The sequence below is a fragment of the Mixta tenebrionis genome (genome assembly GCF_006517625.1).
GTDB lineage: Bacteria > Pseudomonadota > Gammaproteobacteria > Enterobacterales > Enterobacteriaceae > Mixta > Mixta tenebrionis.
The window spans coordinates 157606-174634 of sequence record NZ_VHQI01000006.1 but is presented as its reverse complement, the minus strand read 5'-3'; the positions used below and the strand labels follow the sequence as shown (position 1 = coordinate 174634).

Here is a 17029-nt window from a genome sequence, read left to right as displayed (position 1 = left end):
GCGCGGCGTCCTGTTAACCGCAGGTTAATGAAAAATATCAGCGCGTTAGCGGCCGTTAGCGACTACACTTGCTGTGGCGAGTTTGCGTCTGAGGACATTATGATTGCACCACAGCAGGAGAAGATGGGCCAGAATATGTTGCTTAAAATGGCAACGCTGGTGGTTATTCTGGCAGGCATCCGCGCCGCCTCTTCGATTATCGTTCCCTTTTTGCTCGCGATTTTTCTCGCTATCGTCCTCAATCCGCTGGTGAATATTTTGATGCGGCGCGGGCTGCGGCGCACCTGGGCGATTACCCTGGTGATGGTGGTGGTGCTGCTGGTAATCACGATGCTGGTGGCGATGCTCGCCAGCTCGGTAAACGAATTTTCCCTGGTTTACCCGCAGATACGCACCATCCTCGAACAGAAGCTGACGGTGATCCAGCACTATGCCGGACGGCTGAATATCCCGGTTTCCACGCGCGCGCTGGCGGAACAGCTCGATCCCAACGCTATCATGAACGTCGCTACCCTGGTGCTGACGCAGTTCTCCGGCGCGATGAGCAATTTTATTCTGCTGATCATGACGGTGGTCTTTATGCTGTTTGAGGTGCGCCATCTGCCCTACAAGCTGCGTAACGCGCTGGTCAATCCGCAGATCCGCATCGCCGGGCTGCATAAGGCGCTGAAAGGCGTAACGCACTATCTGGCGCTAAAAACGCTGATTAGCCTGATCACCGGCATCGCCGTCTGGCTGTCGCTGCTGCTGCTGGACGTGAAGTTCGCCCTGTTCTGGGGCGTGGTCGCCTTTGTGCTGAACTTTATTCCCAATATCGGGCCGATTATTGCTGGCGTGCCGCCCTTTATTCAGGCGCTGGTGCTGAACGATTTTTACGATGCGCTGCTGGTGGCGGCGCTGTTCAGCGCCATTCATATGGTGTTTGGCAACATGCTGGAGCCGCGCGTAATGGGGCGCGGCCTTGGTCTCTCGACGCTGGTGGTTTTTCTGTCGTTGATATTCTGGGGCTGGCTGCTCGGCCCGGTAGGAATGCTGCTTTCGGTGCCGTTAACCAGCGTCTGTAAGATCCTGATGGAAACCACCCCCGGCGGCAGCAAGCTGGCGATTCTGCTCGGCAACGGACGCCCGCCGCTAAAGCGTTAGCTCAGATTCCGGGAACAGATGGTCGTAAACATGCTGTAAGTGCAGCGCCATGCTGTCCCTGGCCAGCGCCGGGTTCTGGTCAATAATCGCCTGGGCGATCAGCTGATGGTCATGGTTCAGCTCGCGCGGAAAATCACGGTCGGCAAAATGGCTCTCCAGCAGAAGGAAGCGCTGGTTTTTACGCAGGTTCCACAGCCAGGCCATCATATCCCGCAGCACCTCATTGCCGCTCATCTCGCTGATAAGCAGATGAAAGCGCCGATCCTGCTCCAGGAACGCAGCGTCATTGATCTCATGCAGCGCCAGGCGCGCGGCGACGGCGCGTAACTCCCGCCGCTGCTCCTCGCTGCCGTAGCGTGCCGCCAGCTCCGCCGTCAGCGCTTCGAAATGCTGACGCGCCTTAATCAGGTCGCGCAGGCTAAAGGTTTCCGTCTGCTCCTGCTGCTGAATCGGCAGCGGATCGGCCACCAGCACGCCGTTGCCGCTACGAATGACGACCCAGCCGGTCACCTCCAGCGCGATCAGCGCCTCTCTTACCGATGAACGACTGACGTTCAGCTGGCGCGCCAGCTCTCTTTCCGGCGGCAGCGGCGTGCCGGGGGCAAAATCGCCGCGCGCTATCGCCGCGCTCAGCAGAGCGGAGATTTGCCGATAGAGCCGTTCGGTTTTTACTGCCGGTAGCGTCATATACCTTCACCTGTCTTGCGTGGCGCCGTCTGGCGCGAAGTTGCCCTATTTTGCCGCAGCAGCGCAGCGGATTTGGCAGCACCTGAAAATATTGTGATAACAGTCACCTTTTTAAGGCTAAAACTGCCCTATTCTGGCCCAGCGGCCTGACCAATGGCCGAACCGATCGGCGGGCTGGCCTTACCTTTTTTCGCCAGCCCGCAGCGAACTCACTAGAGGAGCAGCTATGGAACACACCTGGCGCTGGTATGGCCCGAACGATCCCGTCACGCTGGATGACGCCAGACAGGCAGGCGCAACCGGCATCGTGACGGCTTTGCATCACATCCCGAACGGCGAAATCTGGCCCATTGCAGAAATTCAGGCGCGTCAGGCGCTGCTGGCGGAAAAGGGGCTGTACTGGTCGGTAGTGGAGAGCGTGCCGGTGCATGAGGCGATCAAAACCCAGCGCGGCGAATGGCAGCGCTATATCGCCAACTATCAGCAGTCGCTGCGCAATCTGGCCGCCTGCGGCATCGATACCGTCTGCTACAACTTTATGCCGGTGCTGGACTGGACGCGCACCGATCTCGGCTGGCGGCTGCCGAACGGCGCGCGCGCGCTGCGCTTTGACGCCGTCGCCTTCGCCGCGTTTGAACTGCATATTCTGCAACGCCCCGGCGCTCAGGCCACCTACAGCGAGGAAGAGCAGCGCCAGGCCGCCGACTACTATGCCGCCATGACGCCGGAAGCGATAGAAACCCTGACGCGCAATATTATCGCCGGCCTGCCGGGCGCGGAGGAGGGCTACACGCTGGAGCAGTTCCAGGCGCAGCTGTCGCAGTATGACGGCATCGATGAGGCGCGCCTGCGCGAACATATGGCTACCTTCTTACGCGCCATCGTGCCGGTGGCGGAAGAAGTGGGCATTATGCTGGCGGTGCATCCTGACGATCCGCCGCGTCCGATTCTCGGCCTGCCGCGCATTATCTCTACCCAGCAGGATATGCAGTGGCTGACCGAAACGGTAGACAGCATCCATAACGGCTTTACCTTCTGCACCGGCTCGTATGGCGTGCGCGCCGACAATAATCTGGTGCAGATGGCGGAAACCTACGCCAGCCGCATTCATTTTGTTCACCTGCGCGCCACCCAGCGCGAAGAGAATCCTGCCAGCTTCCACGAGGCGGAGCACCTGGCGGGCGATGTCGACATGGTCGGCGTGATCAAAGCGATTCTGACAGAGGAGCAACGCCGCCGCCGCGCCGGCAACGCGCGCGCCATCCCGATGCGCCCGGATCACGGTCATCAGATGCTGGACGATCTGCACAAAAAAACCAATCCTGGCTATTCCGCTATCGGTCGCCTGAAAGGGCTGGCGGAGCTGCGCGGCGTCGAACTGGCGCTGAAACGCTGTTTTTTCAACAGCTAAGCCTGACGCGCATCTGACAAACGCCGCCGCCCCGGCGGCGTTTTTGCGCGCTTTCAGCATCAATAAATTATGCTAAATAAATGCCCGGCTATCTATCAACAGTGAGATAAATCTTACTATTGTTGAGTTATCCACATTTTCGCTTTTTAAAGCCGCGACGCGGCGGAAAAGCGTTATCTTTACTGCTAAATTTTAACAAACGTCGACCGTCGATCGTCCCAGCAGAGTATGCTGTCCACGCGGTTTCCTTTTGGCGTTTATTGGCCTTCCCCGGACAGAAATAGCGCAGATATGACATTTTCCTCGTTCAGACGATATACTGTGGAATCAGAAAGTAACTGTTGCGTTATGATACTATTGCAAAAGTTTACTAACTGAACAGGCAAGATGCCGTTAATAAAATTTTCTCAACGCCACGATCTGACCCGCGTCAGCTTTCGGTTCGCGCCGTTGAGAATATTAAGATTATATAAATCAGAAAACACAGGGCGAATGATATGAAACTACGTAGGAAGCGTGTTAAACCAATTGCGCTCGATGACGTGACCATCATCGATGATGCTCGTTTACGCAAGGCGATCACCGCGGCCTCGTTAGGCAATGCGATGGAGTGGTTCGATTTCGGCGTGTATGGCTTTGTCGCCTACGCCTTAGGTAAAATTTTCTTTCCCGGCGCCGATCCCAGCGTCCAGATGGTCGCCGCGCTGGCAACCTTCTCCGTTCCCTTTCTTATCCGTCCGCTGGGCGGTCTCTTCTTCGGTATGCTGGGCGATAAGTACGGGCGCCAGAAAATCCTGTCGATCACCATTATTATCATGTCGATCAGCACCTTCTGTATCGGCCTGATCCCCTCTTACGCCTCTATCGGCATCTGGGCGCCGATCCTGCTGCTGCTGGCGAAAATGGCGCAGGGCTTCTCCGTCGGCGGCGAATATACCGGCGCTTCCATCTTCGTCGCGGAGTATTCGCCCGATCGTAAGCGCGGCTTTATGGGCAGCTGGCTCGATTTCGGTTCCATTGCCGGTTTCGTGCTGGGCGCGGGCGTGGTGGTACTGATCTCGACTATCGTCGGCGAGCAGAACTTCCTCTCCTGGGGCTGGCGTCTGCCGTTCTTCCTCGCGCTGCCGCTGGGGATCGTCGGCCTCTACCTGCGTCATGCGCTGGAAGAGACGCCGGCGTTTCAACAGCACGTAGAGAAGCTGGAACAGGGCGACCGCGATGGGCTGCGCGAAGGGCCGAAAGTCTCCTTCCGTGAAATCGCCACTAAGCACTGGAAAAGCCTGCTGGCCTGCGTGGGTCTGGTTATCGCCACCAACGTAACCTACTACATGCTGCTTACCTATATGCCGAGCTACCTGTCGCATAACCTGCACTACTCCGAAGATCACGGCGTGCTGATTATTATCGCCATTATGATCGGTATGCTGTTCGTCCAGCCGATTATCGGCCTGCTGAGCGACCGCATTGGCCGCCGCCCGTTTGTGATTATCGGCAGCACCGCGCTGCTGCTGCTGGCGATTCCGGCCTTTATGCTGATCAACAGCAACGTGCTGGGGCTGATTTTCGCCGGGCTGTTAATCCTGGCAGTGATCCTTAACTCCTTTACCGGCGTGATGGCCTCATCGCTGCCGGCGATGTTCCCCACCCATATTCGCTACAGCGCGCTGGCCAGCGCCTTTAACATCTCCGTGCTGATCGCCGGCCTGACGCCGACGCTCGCCGCCTGGCTGGTCGAAACCACTAACGATCTCTATATGCCCGCCTACTACCTGATGGTTATCGCGGTGGTTGGTCTGATTACCGGCATTACCATGAAGGAAACGGCCAACAAGCCGCTGAAAGGCGCAACGCCCGCCGCTTCCGATATTGAAGAGGCGCGTGAAATCCTGCAGGAGCATCACGACAATATTGAACAAAAAATTGACGATATTGCCGAAGAGATTGCCCGCCTCGAAGAGAAGCGCAACCATTTGATCCAGCAGCACCCGCGCATTAACGAATAGCCGCGCGCCGGCTGAACGGGCGGTAAAGCGGGCCTCTCCCGCCGCGCCGCCGGCATCGCTATCCCGGCCCCTCAGCGAGGGGCTTTTTTGTCCCTTTTCCCCGCCGCGCCGCCGCCATCGCCTCCTCTGCCGCCTGGCTTGCTGGCCCATTAGCGCCCACACTTACTCTTTAACTTTGAGGAGGAAAGCTATGCGGATACACCACCTGAGCTGTGGTTCGATGTGTCCTTTTGGCGGCGCGCTCTATGACGGTTTCAGCAAAGGGCTGCACGCCCACCTGGTATGCCACTGTCTGCTGATTGAAACCGATGCTGACGGGCTGGTGCTGGTGGATACCGGTTTTGGTGAAGAAGATATGGGACATCATTCGCGCATCGCCGCCTTCTTTCGCCGCTTCAATAATATTCAGCGCCGCCCCGAACTTAGCGCGCTGGCGCAGGTTAAGCGCCTCGGCTTTCAGCCGCAGGACGTGCGCCATATCATCCTGACCCATCTCGATTTCGATCACGCCGGCGGGCTAACCGACTTCCCCCATGCTCAGGTGCATCTGATGCAGCAGGAGCTGGACGCCGTTCGTCACCGCGACGGCTGGCTGCAGCAGCGGCGCTATCGCCCCGCGCAGTGGCCCGCCCGAACGAACTGGCAGGCTTACCAGCCGCAGGGAGAAAGCTGGCAGGGCTTCGCCGCCGTCAGCGCCCTGAAAGGGCTGCCGCCGGAGATTTTACTGATCCCGCTGCCGGGACATACGCCGGGCCACGCGGGCGTGGCGATCCAGCAGCGCGACGGCTGGCTATTGCACGGCGGCGACGCCTGGTTTTATCGCGGAGAAATGTATCAGCAAACGCGCCACTGCACGCCGGGGCTGCGTTTTTATCAGTGGATGATGGCGGCCGATAACGCGGCCCGGCGGGAAAACCAGCAGCGGCTGCGCGCGCTGTCGCTCAGCCAGCAGGGGAAGATTACGCTGTTTTGCAGCCACGATGCCAAAGAGCTGGCAAGAATGCAGGCGCTGAGGCCATAAAAAACCCCGGCGCGGGCCGGGGCGTTATTATCAGGCGTTGTGCTCAATTACGCGCTGCTGGCTTTCAATGGCGATTTTGCGCGGTTTCTCGCTCTCCGGGATCTCCTGGTACAGCGCGATTTCCAGCAGGCCGTTCTCCAGTCGGGCGCGTTCCACTTTCACATGCTGCGGCAGCCCGTAACTGACGCTGAAGTTATGCCGGCTGATACCGCGGTGCAGCCAGCCGCTTTTTTCTTCCGGCTGGCTTTGCTCTTCAGTTCGTTTCCCGCTGACGGTCAGCTGGCCGCCGGTAGCGCTGATTTCCAGCTCCTCTTCTTTCCAGCCCGGCACGCTAAGCGTAATCGCGTAGCGGCTCTCATCAAGGCGTTTGATATCGTAAGCGGGCGCGGTGGTCAGGGGCGCATCCCCGGTCAGCTGGCTAAACAGCCGATCGATCCGGTTGAAGCGATCGGAAAACAGGCTGTCGGCAACGTCAGGGAACAAAGAGAGGGATTTGAACGCCATAATTAACCTCCTGAAATCTCGATAACGTTGAGCAATCAAAAGTTTAATTTTGCAGGGGAAGCAGCCTTCCCGTTACCTTATTTATGTTCCGGTTTAGCGTTTTCAAGCGAAGTTAAAAATAATGATTTTTTATATGCACAGCAGGCCTGGCTAACGCTTTGGCATATTAACCGCGGAAGATGTTATCTTCATGTTAAAATCAGGCAACCGGACGGCCAGCATGCCGGAAACAGGCGGCGGGGCCAGCACGGGAAGTTTTACCCGTAAGGAGAAAAGCGCGTACACTAGGCTAATTATTTCACCTGTACAGCAAAAGATTATGTCTGAATTCTCCTTAATTCATCGCCCCAGAAGGCTACGTAAAAGCGCCGCGCTGCGCGATATGTTCCAGGAAACCACCCTGCGCCGCAGCGACCTGGCCCTGCCGATCTTTGTGGAAGAGGGCGTGGATGATTACAAAGCTATCGACGCGATGCCGGGCGTGATGCGCATTCCGGAAAAACGTCTGGCCTGGGAGATCGAACGTATCGCCAGGGCGGGCATTCGCTCGGTGATGACCTTCGGTATTTCCCATCATACTGACGCCACCGGCAGCGACGCCTGGCAGGAAAACGGCCTGGTAGCGCGCATGTCGCGCATCTGTAAGGATGCGGTGCCGGAAATGATCGTCATGTCCGATACCTGCTTTTGCGAATATACCTCGCACGGCCACTGCGGCGTGCTGTGCGAGCACGGCGTGGATAACGATGCGACGCTGATTAACCTTGGCAGGCAGGCCGTGGTAGCCGCGCAGGCGGGCGCCGATTTTATCGCTCCTTCCGCCGCGATGGATGGCCAGGTAGCCGCTATCCGCCGCGCGCTGGATGAAGCGGGCTTTACCGATACCGCCATCATGTCCTACTCCACCAAGTTCGCCTCCTCATTCTACGGCCCGTTCCGCGAAGCCGCCGGCACCGCGCTGAAGGGCGATCGTAAAACCTATCAGATGAACCCGATGAACCGCCGCGAAGCGATCCGCGAATCGCTGCTCGACGCCGCCGAAGGCGCCGATTCGCTGATGGTGAAGCCGGCGGGCGCCTATCTGGACGTGCTGCGTGATATTCGCGAGCGCACCGAGCTGCCGCTGGCCGCCTATCAGGTGAGCGGCGAATACGCAATGATCAAATTTGCCGCCCAGGCGGGAGCGATCAACGAAGACGCGGTGATTCTGGAAAGCCTCGGCGCGATTAAACGCGCCGGCGCGGATGTTATCTTCAGCTACTTCGCGCTCGATCTGGCGGAACGCAACCTGCTGTAATCTTTTCAGCGGCCTGCGGGCCGCGCTAATAGCGGGCGTCGCGCGATGCAGGCGCGACGCCCCGCTTTCTCCGCTATGCCCGAACCGCGGGCTGCCTTCCCGGTTTTCTCTGCAGGTGCGACGCTTCCTGCCGCTACGCGCCGGGGATCAAAACTGATATCGACGCTAAGCCGCGATATTTTGTCCTTAAGTTGCGGCTTTTCTGACCGATACTGTCACGGCACGATACTAATTATAAGTTTGACAGGCCTTTTTATGAAAACACCAGAAATCCCCGCCAACGAGCCGCAGCGCCTGAACGAACTTCACGCGCTGAAGCTGCTCAATACGCCTGCCGAAGAGCGCTTCGATCGACTGACGCGCCTGGCGAAGCGGCTGTTTAACGTCCCGGCATCGGTAGTTAGTCTACTGGATGCCGGGCACCAATGGTTTAAGTCGGGCGACGGCGTCAGCGCGACGCAAACCGCACGCGATATCTCTTTTTGCGGCCATGCGATTTTGCAGGATGACGTCATGATCGTTGAAGATGCGCGCCAGGATGAGCGGTTTTACGATAACCCGCTGGTGACCGGCGAGCCGCAAATTCGCTTTTATGCCGGCTGCCCGCTGCGGGCGCCCAACGGCGCCAAGGTAGGTACGCTGTGCATTCTCGACAGCGTAACGCGCACTTTTAGCGCAGAAGATATTCATGCCCTGCGCGATCTCGCCTCAATGGCGGAATCGGAGCTGGTCAGCTTTCAGGCCGCCACCTCTGACGAACTGACGCAGATCTCTAACCGGCGCGGCTTTATGACGCTGGGCCAGATGCTGCTCCAGGAGTGCGCCCTGCGCCACTGCTTTGCCAGCCTGGCCTTTTTCGATCTCGATCGATTTAAGCAGATTAACGACGATTTCGGCCATCGCGAAGGCGACCGGGCGCTGATGGACTTTGCCGACGCGCTGAAAATCAGCTTCCGCCAGTCGGCGCTGTTCGCTCGCCTCGGCGGCGATGAGTTTGTGGTGCTGTTTATTGATATGAATCAGCAGCTGGCGGAGGCGCGGCTGGCGGCGTTTCGCAGCGAGCTGGAGCGCTATATGCAGCCGCTCGATCGCCGCTATCGCCTCGATTTTTCAGTGGGCACGGTGGGGTTCGATCCGACGCAGCCGCAGCCGCTCGCCGCGCTGCTTAACCACAGCGACGGCGTTATGTACCAGCATAAAAAAGCGCGTCGTTAATCGGCTTCTGCAATGCAGAGCTGCCAGCCTGTCGCATCGCTCAGCCTGCGATGCCAGGCGAGCAGCGCGTCATTGTCGAGCCGCCGCAGCGCCTGCTGCGCCAGCGGCGTGGTTAACGGTGAAAAAGCCAGCCGCTGACGCGCACGCGCCAGCACATCGCCCTGCGGCTGAAGCTGCTGCCAGAGCCGTTCACGGCTCTGCGCCAGCTCTTGCGCGCTCAGCCCGGCGATATCCCTCTCACTCTGCGTCAGAAAGCGTTCAATATGCTGACGCAGCGCCGCCGCCTTCAGCTGCGGCGACTGGAGCGCGAACAGCACGCCGGTACGGTCGGCGGTTTGATGAAAGCTACAGCTCGCTACATAGCCGACCTGTTGCTCCATGCGCAAACGCTGGAAAAACAGCGGCTGAAGGATCTGCGCCAGCAGGCGCCAGGCCAGCTGCGCCTCCAGATCCGGTTGGGCGAGCGGGCAAAACAGCAGCAGCGCGCTGTCGCCCTGCACCGACGTCAGCCGGTACTCGCACCCGGCCAGCGCGTCAAAGCGCAGCCAGCTTTCACCCTGCGCGATGCGCATCGGCATCTGGCTCAGCAGACGCGCCAGCGCTTGCTGCTGCGCCCGGTCGCCGCCCGTCAGCGCCGCCTGCCAGACGCTTTGTTGCAGGTCGTTGCAGAGCGGCTGCGTTGCCGTCAGCCAGCGCGGCAGCTGCCGCAACAGGCGACGTATCGCAATCTCTCCCCGCTCCGGCGGCACGATCTTTTGCTGCGGCAGCGCCGCCAGGCGTGAAGAGACCGCCGCCAGCGCCGTCTGCATCAGCGCCGGCTCGCCGCTCAGCTGTAGCTGCCAGACGCCCTGCCGTTGCTCAGCGCTCAGCTGGCCGCCCTGATGCGCCAGGCTTGCCGCCAGCGCGCGCAGCGCCGCCTGAATCGCCCCGCCCAGCGCATCGCTGACAGGCGTTTCCGGGCGCGGACGCAGGGTTAATACCGCAGGCGCGGCGTCAGCGAAATAGCTGAGCGGCGCCGCCGTATCGGGCAGCGGGACAGGCGTCGACGCCGCCGGAAACGGCCAGAAGCGCAGCGCCAGCGGCGGCTGAGCGGTGGGTAGCGAAGATGGAAAAGGGGCGCAGATAAAGGAAAAGCCCGCCGACGTCTGCGGTTCGCCGGTTACATTATCCGCCAGCCACAGGCGGCTGACGGCGGCGCGGCACAGCTGCGTCAGAAACGCCTGCCAGCGGTGGATATCAACCCGCTGCGGCGGCGCGAAACCGAAGGCCGCCTCACGCAGCCGATCGAGCGGGCTGAGCGCCTCAACATGCTGCCGCGCCAGCTGCAGATAGTGCGTCAGTTGAGCCGCGCTGAGCGCCTGCAGCTGTTGCAGCCACTGGCGCAGCGCCGTCTCCGCCAGCGCCGTCGGCGGCGGGTTTGCCTGCGACATATCAAAGCTGACGCTCAGCAGCGCCGCGCCGCCGCCGCGCCAGCACAGCTCCAGCTGCGCGCCGTCACAGCCGGCATGCGCGCGCAGATGCGCCAGCAGTCCGCCCTCCGCCTCATCGCGCAACAGCGTGCGCAGCAGCGCGCAGTGACCGGTAGCGTTCTCCTGCCAGCGGTTTAATGCAAAGGTCAGCCGTAGCTGCGGCGCGCCGCTGATATTAACCGCCGCGTCGCCTCGCGGCTGTAGCATGGCGGGTTCATTATCCGGCTGCGGCTGCGCCATCGGCAGCGCCGCGCCATAGCGTCGCGCCAGCGTTTCCAGTTCGTTCAACGGCTGCGGCCCCAGCAGCCAGAGCGTCATGTTGCCTGCGTGATAGCGTTGCTGATGGAACTGGCGCAGCGCCCGCAGTAGCGCGGGCAAATCCTCGCCGAAGCTGGCGCGATCGCCCACGTGAAAACGATGCAGCGCGGGCGGGCCGCTGAAAAGATGGCGCTGCGCCGCGCCGCTAAGGGTCAGCGCGTCCGTGCGCAGCAGCTGATACTCTGCGTCAATCACCGCCGCCTCCTGCGCCAGCGCCCCGACGGTCAGCAGCGGAAACGCCAGCATATCCACCAGCCGCGCCAGACCGGCGCCTGACGCGGCGGGCGCCAGAGTGAAAAAGAAGGCGGTGCGATCGGCGTGGGTGGTGGCGTTAAGGCGCCCGCCCTGCGCCGGCACCCAGCTCATCAGCCGCTGCGCGCCGCGAAAGCCGCGGCTGCCGGTAAACAGCATATGTTCCAGCAGGTGCGCCAGGCCGGGCCAGCGCGCCGGTTCGTCATCGCTGCCGCTGGCGACCTGAATCAGCGCGGCGGCCTCGCTCGCCTGCACATCACAGCGCAGCTCTATCCGCAGGCCATTTTCCAGCCGTAGCGAGGCCGCCTGCGACATCAGGCGTTGGCCTTGAAGATCAGCTGTGAGTTAACGCGATTACGGAACTGCAGCTGGCTGATTTGCATCTGCGTGCAGTTGGCCTGCTCACGCGCCGCAAGAATTTTGTCATGGTGCGGCGATTTGGCGCAGACCGGATCGGCATTATCGGCGTTGCCGGTCAGCATAAAGGCCTGACAGCGGCAGCCGCCGAAATCCTGCTGTTTTTCATCGCAGGAGCGACAGGGTTCCGGCATCCAGTCAAAGCCGCGATAGCGGTTGAAGCCGAAAGAGTCATACCAGATATGCTGCAGGCTGTGCTCCAGCACCGAGGGAAACTGCACCGGCAGCTGACGGGCGCTGTGGCACGGCAGCGCGGTGCCCTCCGGCGTCACGCTGAGGAAAATCGCCCCCCAGCCGCCCATACAGCCTTTCGGACGCTCTTCGTAATAGTCGGGCGTGACGAACAGCAGATTGGTCAGGCTGCCGCTGGCGGCGATACGTTCGCGATACTGCTTTACGACCGCCTCGGCGCGCGCGATCTGCTCACGCGTCGGCAGCAGCCCTTCGCGATTAAGCTGCGCCCAGCCGTAAAACTGACAGGTCGCCAGCTCGACATCGTCCGCCTCCAGCTCGATACAGAGCTCGATAATGCGGTCGATCTGATCGATATTGTGGCGATGCAGCACGAAGTTAAGCACCATCGGATAGCCGTGCGCCTTCACCGCCCGCGCCATCGCCAGCTTCTGCCGGAACGCTTTTTCCGATCCCGCCAGCGCGGCGTTCAGGGTTTCATCGCTCGCCTGGAAGCTGATCTGAATATGATCCAGCCCGGCATCGGCAAAGGTTTGCAGCTTTTTCTCGTTCAGCCCGATGCCGGAAGTAATCAGGTTGGTGTAAAAACCGAGGCCGCGCGCGGCGCCAATCAGCTCAGGCAGATCTTTGCGCAGCAGCGGCTCGCCGCCGGAAAAACCGATCTGCACGCTGCCCAGCGCCCGCGCCTGGCGAAAGACCTCAATCCACTGCTCCGTGGTCAGCTCTTTCTCCTGCTGAGCGAAATCGAGCGGGTTAGAGCAATAGGGGCACTGTAGCGGACAGCGATAGGTCAGCTCCGCCAGCAGCCACAGCGGCGGCTTAACCGCCGGTTTCCGTTCAGTCACGGAAGATGATCCACTTCTGTTCATAGGCTTTGCCAAAAAAATCGATAACGTCAGCGTCCAGATCGGGCACGCCGGGGAAGCGGGCGTTCAGCGCGGCGATAATCTCGCCCAGCGTGCGCTTGCCGTCCACCAGCAGCAAAATTTCGGCGGCGCTGCCGTTCAGCCGCGCCATGCCTTCCGGGTAGAGAATCACGTGGCAGTCCTGCGCCTCTTCCCACTGTAAGCGAAAGCCGCGGCGAAACTGCGGCGTCTGTGAAGGGTTAATATCCATTACACCAGCCTCGTTTTATGCCAGGCGAGCTGCGCGGTTACCGTGTGATACGGCGGACGTTTCAAATCGTAGGCCATAGTCATGGCATCCAGCATGCTCCACAGGATATCCAGCTTGAATTGCAGGATTTCCAGCATGCGCTGCTGTTTTTCCACCGTGTCGCAATACTCCAGCGCCAGCTGTAAGCCATGCTCGACGTCGCGGTTCGCCTGGCTGAGACGGCTGCGGAAATAGTCGTAGCCTTCCGCCTCGATCCAGGGATAGTGCTGCGGCCAGCTGTCGAGACGCGCCTGATGGATTTGCGGCGCGAACAGCTCGGTCAGCGAGCTACAGGCCGCTTCCTGCCAGTTGGCGCGGCGGGCGAAATTAACATAGGCGTCAACGGCGAAGCGTACGCCGGGCAGCACCAGCGCTTCAGATTCCACTACCTCGCGCTTCAGGCCGACCGCCTCGCCCAGCCGCAGCCAGGCTTCAATCCCACCTTCGCTGCCGCCGTAGCCATCATGGTCGAGAATGCGCTGTACCCATTTGCGGCGCACCTCCGGGTGCGGGCAGTTCGCCATAATCGCCGCATCCTTCAGTGGAATATTGGTCTGATAGTAGAAGCGGTTCGCCACCCAGCCCTGGATCTGCTCGCGCGTCGCGTTGCCGTTGTGCATCGCGATATGGTACGGATGATGAATATGGTAGTAAGCGCCTTTGGCGCGCAGCGCCTGCTCAAAAGCCTGCGGCGAAAGCGGCTGTGCCTGCGTCATGGTTATACCTCGATCAACATGCCATCCCGGCTGACTTCAATGCCCTGCTGCGTCAGGCTACGACGCTCGGCGGACTCTTCATCGAGGATGGGATTAGTGTTGTTAATATGAATCAGAATTTTGCGCTGCGCCGGCAAGGTCGCCAGCAGCGCGGCCAGTCCCTGCTCTTCCGCCAGCGCCAGGTGGCCCATATCTTTGCCGCTGCTCTTGCCCACGCCGGTCGCCGCCAGCTCGTTGTCACGCCACAGCGTGCCGTCGATCAGCAGGCAGTGCGCCTTTTGCAGCCAGGGCATCAGCGCCTCGTCCGGCTCGCCCAGGCCCGGCGCGTAAAGCAGCCCTTTGCCGCTGCGGGTATCCTCCACAAACAGCGCTACGTTGTGGCCCGGCAGCGGACGATCGCGATACGGCGAGTAAGGCGGCGCGTTGCTCAGCAGGGGAATAGCGGTAAAGCGCAGGCTTTGGCAGACGCTGACGTTAAACGGCTGCTCCGGCACGACGGCATGGTGAATCAGGCCGCCGTTCCAGTGGGAAAGCATGGTAAAGAGCGGAAAGCCGGTGGTGAGATCCTGATGCACCTCTGCGGTACACCAAACCTGATGCGGACAGCCTTCACGCAAATTGAGTAAGCCCGCGCTGTGATCGATCTGGCTGTCGGTCAGGATAATCGCGCCGATACCGGTACCGCGCAGCACGTCGGGGTTATTCAATTCAGGCGAAGCAAGCAGCTGTTGGCAAATATCGGGAGAGACGTTGCAAAGCACCCAATCTTTGCCGTTGTCGCTGATGGCGATAGAGGATTGCGTGCGCCTTGAGGTTTTCATCGTACCGTTACGCACGCCCTGGCAGTTTTTACAGTTACAGTTCCATTGCGGGAACCCTCCGCCAGCCGCGGAGCCAAGCACTTTGATCTGCATGTGTTTACCGGGAAAGGAATGGAACAGGCCCGCGACGGGCGCGGGCGCTGAGATTAACGGTTGGAAATGTACAGCGTTACTTCCAGACCCAGACGTAAATCTTCAAATGCAGGTTTGATCCATACGGACATAAGCTTCTCCTCGCGGTGGTAAAAATGACGGACTGTCGCCATTAATTGCGGCAGGCAACCCGCAACTTGTCAAATATGAAAATTTGGCAGCGCAGATGTTGCTCCAATGTGACAGAGTGCGCAACTTTTCTATTGACCCCACGTGCGCTTTAGCACGCGCAGCCAGTTGCGCCACGCCAGTTTTTCCAGCAATGGCGCATCAAAACCCGCCGTTTCTAACGCCTTAAATAGTTTTGGCATTCCGCTTACGTCGCCCAGCGCGTCCGGGATGCTGACGCCGTCGAAATCAGAGCCGAAGCCGACGCGATCCTCTCCCAGCTTATCGATCAGCCGGCACAAATGTTTAACAATTTCTTCCAGCGCGGTATCGCCGTTACGCTGCCCGTCGGCGCGTAAAAAGGCGTTGCCGAAGTTCACGCCGACCAGGCCGTCGCTGGCGGCAATCGCCGCTAATTGCGCATCGGTCAGATTGCGCGGCTGGGCGCAGAGCGCATGCGCGTTAGAGTGCGTCGCCACCAGCGGCGCATCGCTCAGCTCCGCCGTTTGCCAGAAGGTTTTCTCATTCATATGCGAAAGATCGATCAGCAGCCGCTTCTGGTTGCAGGCGCGGATCAGCGTTTTACCTGCCGCCGTCATCCCCGCGCCGGTATCGGGCGAGCCGGGAAAGCCGCCGTTAACCCCGACGCCGAAGCGGTTGGGCAGGTTCCAGAACGGCCCGATGCTGCGCAAGCCCAGCTGATAAAAGCGATCCAGCAGCGTCAGTTCCGGGTCGAGCATCTCAGCGCCTTCAATATGCAGCACCAGCGCCAGCACATCCTGTTGCAAACACTGTTCAATTTCCGCCGCCGTGCGGCACAGCCGCGCTCGCCCCTCAGACGCATCGGCCAGCTGTTGCAGGATGGCGATCTGCGCCTCGGCGATCGCCAGCGCGTCATGCTGCGCTTCGAGACTGGCAAGCTCCTGTTGTCGTTCGCCCGCCAGCCAGGCGACCGGCGGAACGAAAACCGCAAACAGTCCGCCCGCGAAACCGCCGCGCCGCATGCGGGGGAAATCGAGGTGGCCCTGTTCGCGCCCGGTAAAAAAGGGCTGCGCCGGATTGTCGGCATGGCTGACCCACAGGCGCAGCAGCAGATCGTTGTGGCCATCAAAAAAAGTGCGTGTTGCGATCATTTCAGCGTGGTTAAATCCTTAATCAGCGCCTGATTAAACCTGTCGGGCGCCTCCATTTGCGGCGCGTGCCCCATACCGTCGAATTCTACCAAACGCGCGTCGGGGATACGCTTCGCCGCCGCTTTGCCCAGTACCTTATAATCGCCGAGGCGCGCTTTTACCTGCGGCGGCGCGATATCGCTGCCGATGGCGGTAGTATCGGCGGTGCCGATAAACAGCGTGGTGGGAACCCGCAGATCCGGCAGCTCATACCAGACCGGCTGACTGTAGATCATGTCGTAGATCAGCGCCGAGTTCCACGCTACTTTCTGCTGGCCCGGCCCGCTGTTCAGCCCGGCCAGCATCTCCACCCACCTGTCATATTCCGGCTTCCAGCGGCCTGCGTAGTAGGCTTGCCGCTCATATTTTTTAATCCCCTCCGCCGTTAGCTTCAGCTCACGCTGATACCAGTCATCTACCGAACGCCAGGGCGCGCCCTTCGCTTTCCAGTCCTCCAGACCGATGGGGTTAACCATCACCAGCTTTTCCGTCTGCTGCGGATACATCAGCGCATAGCGCGTGGCTAACATGCCGCCGGTAGAGTGGCCGACGATCGTTGCCTTTTCCACGTTCAGACTTTGCAGCAGCCGGCGGGTATTATCGGCAAGCTGCTGGAAACTGTAGTGATAGTAAGCGGGTTTAGTAGAAGTACAGAAGCCAATCTGATCGGGCGCGATAACCCGATAGCCCTGCTGACTCAGCGCGCGCAGCGTGCTTTCCCAGGTAGCGCCGCAGAAATTCTTGCCGTGCAGCAATACCACCACGTGACCGTTAGCCTTTCCGGCCGGCCTGACGTCCATATAGCCCATGCTGAGCCTTTGCTGCTGCGAGGAAAAGGTGAAGTGTTGTAGCGGATAAGGCATGGGAAAGCCTTCCAGCTGCTCGCCGAAAGAGGCGGCAGCCGTATTTCCCGCCGCCAGCATCAGCGCCGCCGCGCCGGCAAGGGAGGTCAGCCTGTTCATGGTCATGCTCCTG

At 60.3% G+C, this 17029-nt stretch carries 16 protein-coding genes; 6 read left to right on the top strand and 10 right to left on the bottom strand.

All coding sequences use genetic code 11. From position 1 onward, the window contains the following. Positions 1-99: 99 nt before the first annotated feature. Positions 100-1143, top strand: a complete 1044-nt coding sequence (locus FKM52_RS11645) for an AI-2E family transporter (protein ID WP_141176345.1) — start codon at positions 100-102, stop codon at positions 1141-1143. On the opposite strand, the gene FKM52_RS11640 is transcribed toward FKM52_RS11645, so the two are convergent. After that, positions 1132-1830 (bottom strand): FadR/GntR family transcriptional regulator, encoded by a 699-nt coding sequence (locus FKM52_RS11640; protein WP_141176344.1) that lies wholly within the window; start codon positions 1828-1830, stop codon positions 1132-1134. The two genes, FKM52_RS11645 and FKM52_RS11640, sit on opposite strands and share 12 nt — an antisense overlap. A 226-nt stretch (positions 1831-2056) precedes the next feature. Here FKM52_RS11640 and uxuA point away from each other — a divergent pair, with 226 nt between their 5' ends. The 3 genes from uxuA to FKM52_RS11625 all read left to right on the top strand — a co-directional run bounded on the left by uxuA (position 2057) and on the right by FKM52_RS11625 (position 6265). Continuing rightward, positions 2057-3241, top strand: coding sequence for a mannonate dehydratase (uxuA, locus tag FKM52_RS11635; protein WP_141176343.1), 1185 nt, complete (start codon positions 2057-2059; stop codon positions 3239-3241). Between the two features lie 497 nt (positions 3242-3738). Then, entirely contained in the window at positions 3739-5244 is a 1506-nt protein-coding gene (gene proP / locus FKM52_RS11630) for a glycine betaine/L-proline transporter ProP (protein WP_141176342.1), read from the top strand. A 190-nt stretch (positions 5245-5434) separates the two neighbouring features. Beyond that, entirely contained in the window at positions 5435-6265 is an 831-nt protein-coding gene (locus FKM52_RS11625; protein WP_141176341.1) for an MBL fold metallo-hydrolase, read from the top strand. 30 nt (positions 6266-6295) lie between these two features. On the opposite strand, the gene FKM52_RS11620 is transcribed toward FKM52_RS11625, so the two are convergent. After that, a complete protein-coding gene (locus tag FKM52_RS11620) occupies positions 6296-6769 on the bottom strand; it encodes an Hsp20 family protein (protein WP_141176340.1) in 474 nt (157 codons plus the stop codon). Positions 6770-7088: 319 nt separating this feature from the next. Between FKM52_RS11620 and hemB the strand changes: the two genes are divergently transcribed. Further along, entirely contained in the window at positions 7089-8066 is a 978-nt protein-coding gene (gene hemB / locus FKM52_RS11615; protein ID WP_141176339.1) for a porphobilinogen synthase, read from the top strand. 255 nt (positions 8067-8321) lie between these two features. Further along, positions 8322-9281, top strand: coding sequence for a GGDEF domain-containing protein (locus FKM52_RS11610; protein WP_141176338.1), 960 nt, complete (start codon positions 8322-8324; stop codon positions 9279-9281). On the opposite strand, the gene pqqF is transcribed toward FKM52_RS11610, so the two are convergent. From pqqF to FKM52_RS11570, 8 genes are all read right to left on the bottom strand, one after another. Continuing rightward, positions 9278-11635, bottom strand: a complete 2358-nt coding sequence (gene pqqF / locus FKM52_RS11605) for a pyrroloquinoline quinone biosynthesis protein PqqF (protein ID WP_141176337.1) — start codon at positions 11633-11635, stop codon at positions 9278-9280. The genes FKM52_RS11610 and pqqF overlap by 4 nt on opposite strands. Then, positions 11635-12798 (bottom strand): pyrroloquinoline quinone biosynthesis protein PqqE, encoded by a 1164-nt coding sequence (gene pqqE, locus FKM52_RS11600; protein ID WP_141176336.1) that lies wholly within the window; start codon positions 12796-12798, stop codon positions 11635-11637. Before pqqE ends, pqqF begins: the two co-directional genes overlap by 1 nt. Continuing rightward, positions 12767-13045, bottom strand: coding sequence for a pyrroloquinoline quinone biosynthesis peptide chaperone PqqD (pqqD, locus tag FKM52_RS11595; protein ID WP_141176335.1), 279 nt, complete (start codon positions 13043-13045; stop codon positions 12767-12769). Before pqqD ends, pqqE begins: the two co-directional genes overlap by 32 nt. Further along, positions 13045-13800 carry a pyrroloquinoline-quinone synthase PqqC gene (gene pqqC, locus FKM52_RS11590; protein ID WP_141176334.1) on the bottom strand — a complete coding sequence of 252 codons (756 nt, stop codon included), beginning with the start codon at positions 13798-13800 and terminating at the stop codon, positions 13045-13047. The genes pqqD and pqqC overlap by 1 nt, the downstream gene beginning before the upstream one ends. A 2-nt stretch (positions 13801-13802) precedes the next feature. Then, positions 13803-14714 carry a pyrroloquinoline quinone biosynthesis protein PqqB gene (pqqB, locus tag FKM52_RS11585; RefSeq protein WP_141176333.1) on the bottom strand — a complete coding sequence of 304 codons (912 nt, stop codon included), beginning with the start codon at positions 14712-14714 and terminating at the stop codon, positions 13803-13805. A gap of 53 nt (positions 14715-14767) precedes the next feature. Further along, positions 14768-14845 (bottom strand): pyrroloquinoline quinone precursor peptide PqqA, encoded by a 78-nt coding sequence (gene pqqA, locus FKM52_RS11580; protein WP_141176485.1) that lies wholly within the window; start codon positions 14843-14845, stop codon positions 14768-14770. A 129-nt stretch (positions 14846-14974) separates the two neighbouring features. Beyond that, positions 14975-16015 (bottom strand): dipeptidase, encoded by a 1041-nt coding sequence (locus FKM52_RS11575; RefSeq protein ID WP_141176332.1) that lies wholly within the window; start codon positions 16013-16015, stop codon positions 14975-14977. Then, positions 16012-17016, bottom strand: a complete 1005-nt coding sequence (locus tag FKM52_RS11570) for an alpha/beta fold hydrolase (RefSeq protein ID WP_246085525.1) — start codon at positions 17014-17016, stop codon at positions 16012-16014. The genes FKM52_RS11575 and FKM52_RS11570 overlap by 4 nt, the downstream gene beginning before the upstream one ends. Positions 17017-17029 lie beyond the last annotated feature (13 nt).

What these genes read in the sequence shown, in the direction of transcription:
- pqqE (WP_141176336.1), bottom strand. Translation starts at nt 12,798, where the DNA reads ATGAACAGAAGTGGATCATCTTCCGTGACTGAACGGAAACCGGCGGTT.
- hemB (WP_141176339.1), top strand. Translation starts at nt 7,089, where the DNA reads ATGTCTGAATTCTCCTTAATTCATCGCCCCAGAAGGCTACGTAAAAGC.
- pqqB (WP_141176333.1), bottom strand. Translation starts at nt 14,714, where the DNA reads ATGCAGATCAAAGTGCTTGGCTCCGCGGCTGGCGGAGGGTTCCCGCAA.
- FKM52_RS11570 (WP_246085525.1), bottom strand. Translation starts at nt 17,016, where the DNA reads ATGAACAGGCTGACCTCCCTTGCCGGCGCGGCGGCGCTGATGCTGGCG.
- pqqF (WP_141176337.1), bottom strand. Translation starts at nt 11,635, where the DNA reads ATGTCGCAGGCGGCCTCGCTACGGCTGGAAAATGGCCTGCGGATAGAG.
- FKM52_RS11645 (WP_141176345.1), top strand. Translation starts at nt 100, where the DNA reads ATGATTGCACCACAGCAGGAGAAGATGGGCCAGAATATGTTGCTTAAA.
- uxuA (WP_141176343.1), top strand. Translation starts at nt 2,057, where the DNA reads ATGGAACACACCTGGCGCTGGTATGGCCCGAACGATCCCGTCACGCTG.
- FKM52_RS11610 (WP_141176338.1), top strand. Translation starts at nt 8,322, where the DNA reads ATGAAAACACCAGAAATCCCCGCCAACGAGCCGCAGCGCCTGAACGAA.
- FKM52_RS11575 (WP_141176332.1), bottom strand. Translation starts at nt 16,015, where the DNA reads ATGATCGCAACACGCACTTTTTTTGATGGCCACAACGATCTGCTGCTG.
- FKM52_RS11625 (WP_141176341.1), top strand. Translation starts at nt 5,435, where the DNA reads ATGCGGATACACCACCTGAGCTGTGGTTCGATGTGTCCTTTTGGCGGC.
- pqqC (WP_141176334.1), bottom strand. Translation starts at nt 13,800, where the DNA reads ATGACGCAGGCACAGCCGCTTTCGCCGCAGGCTTTTGAGCAGGCGCTG.
- pqqD (WP_141176335.1), bottom strand. Translation starts at nt 13,045, where the DNA reads ATGGATATTAACCCTTCACAGACGCCGCAGTTTCGCCGCGGCTTTCGC.
- FKM52_RS11640 (WP_141176344.1), bottom strand. Translation starts at nt 1,830, where the DNA reads ATGACGCTACCGGCAGTAAAAACCGAACGGCTCTATCGGCAAATCTCC.
- FKM52_RS11620 (WP_141176340.1), bottom strand. Translation starts at nt 6,769, where the DNA reads ATGGCGTTCAAATCCCTCTCTTTGTTCCCTGACGTTGCCGACAGCCTG.
- pqqA (WP_141176485.1), bottom strand. Translation starts at nt 14,845, where the DNA reads ATGTCCGTATGGATCAAACCTGCATTTGAAGATTTACGTCTGGGTCTG.
- proP (WP_141176342.1), top strand. Translation starts at nt 3,739, where the DNA reads ATGAAACTACGTAGGAAGCGTGTTAAACCAATTGCGCTCGATGACGTG.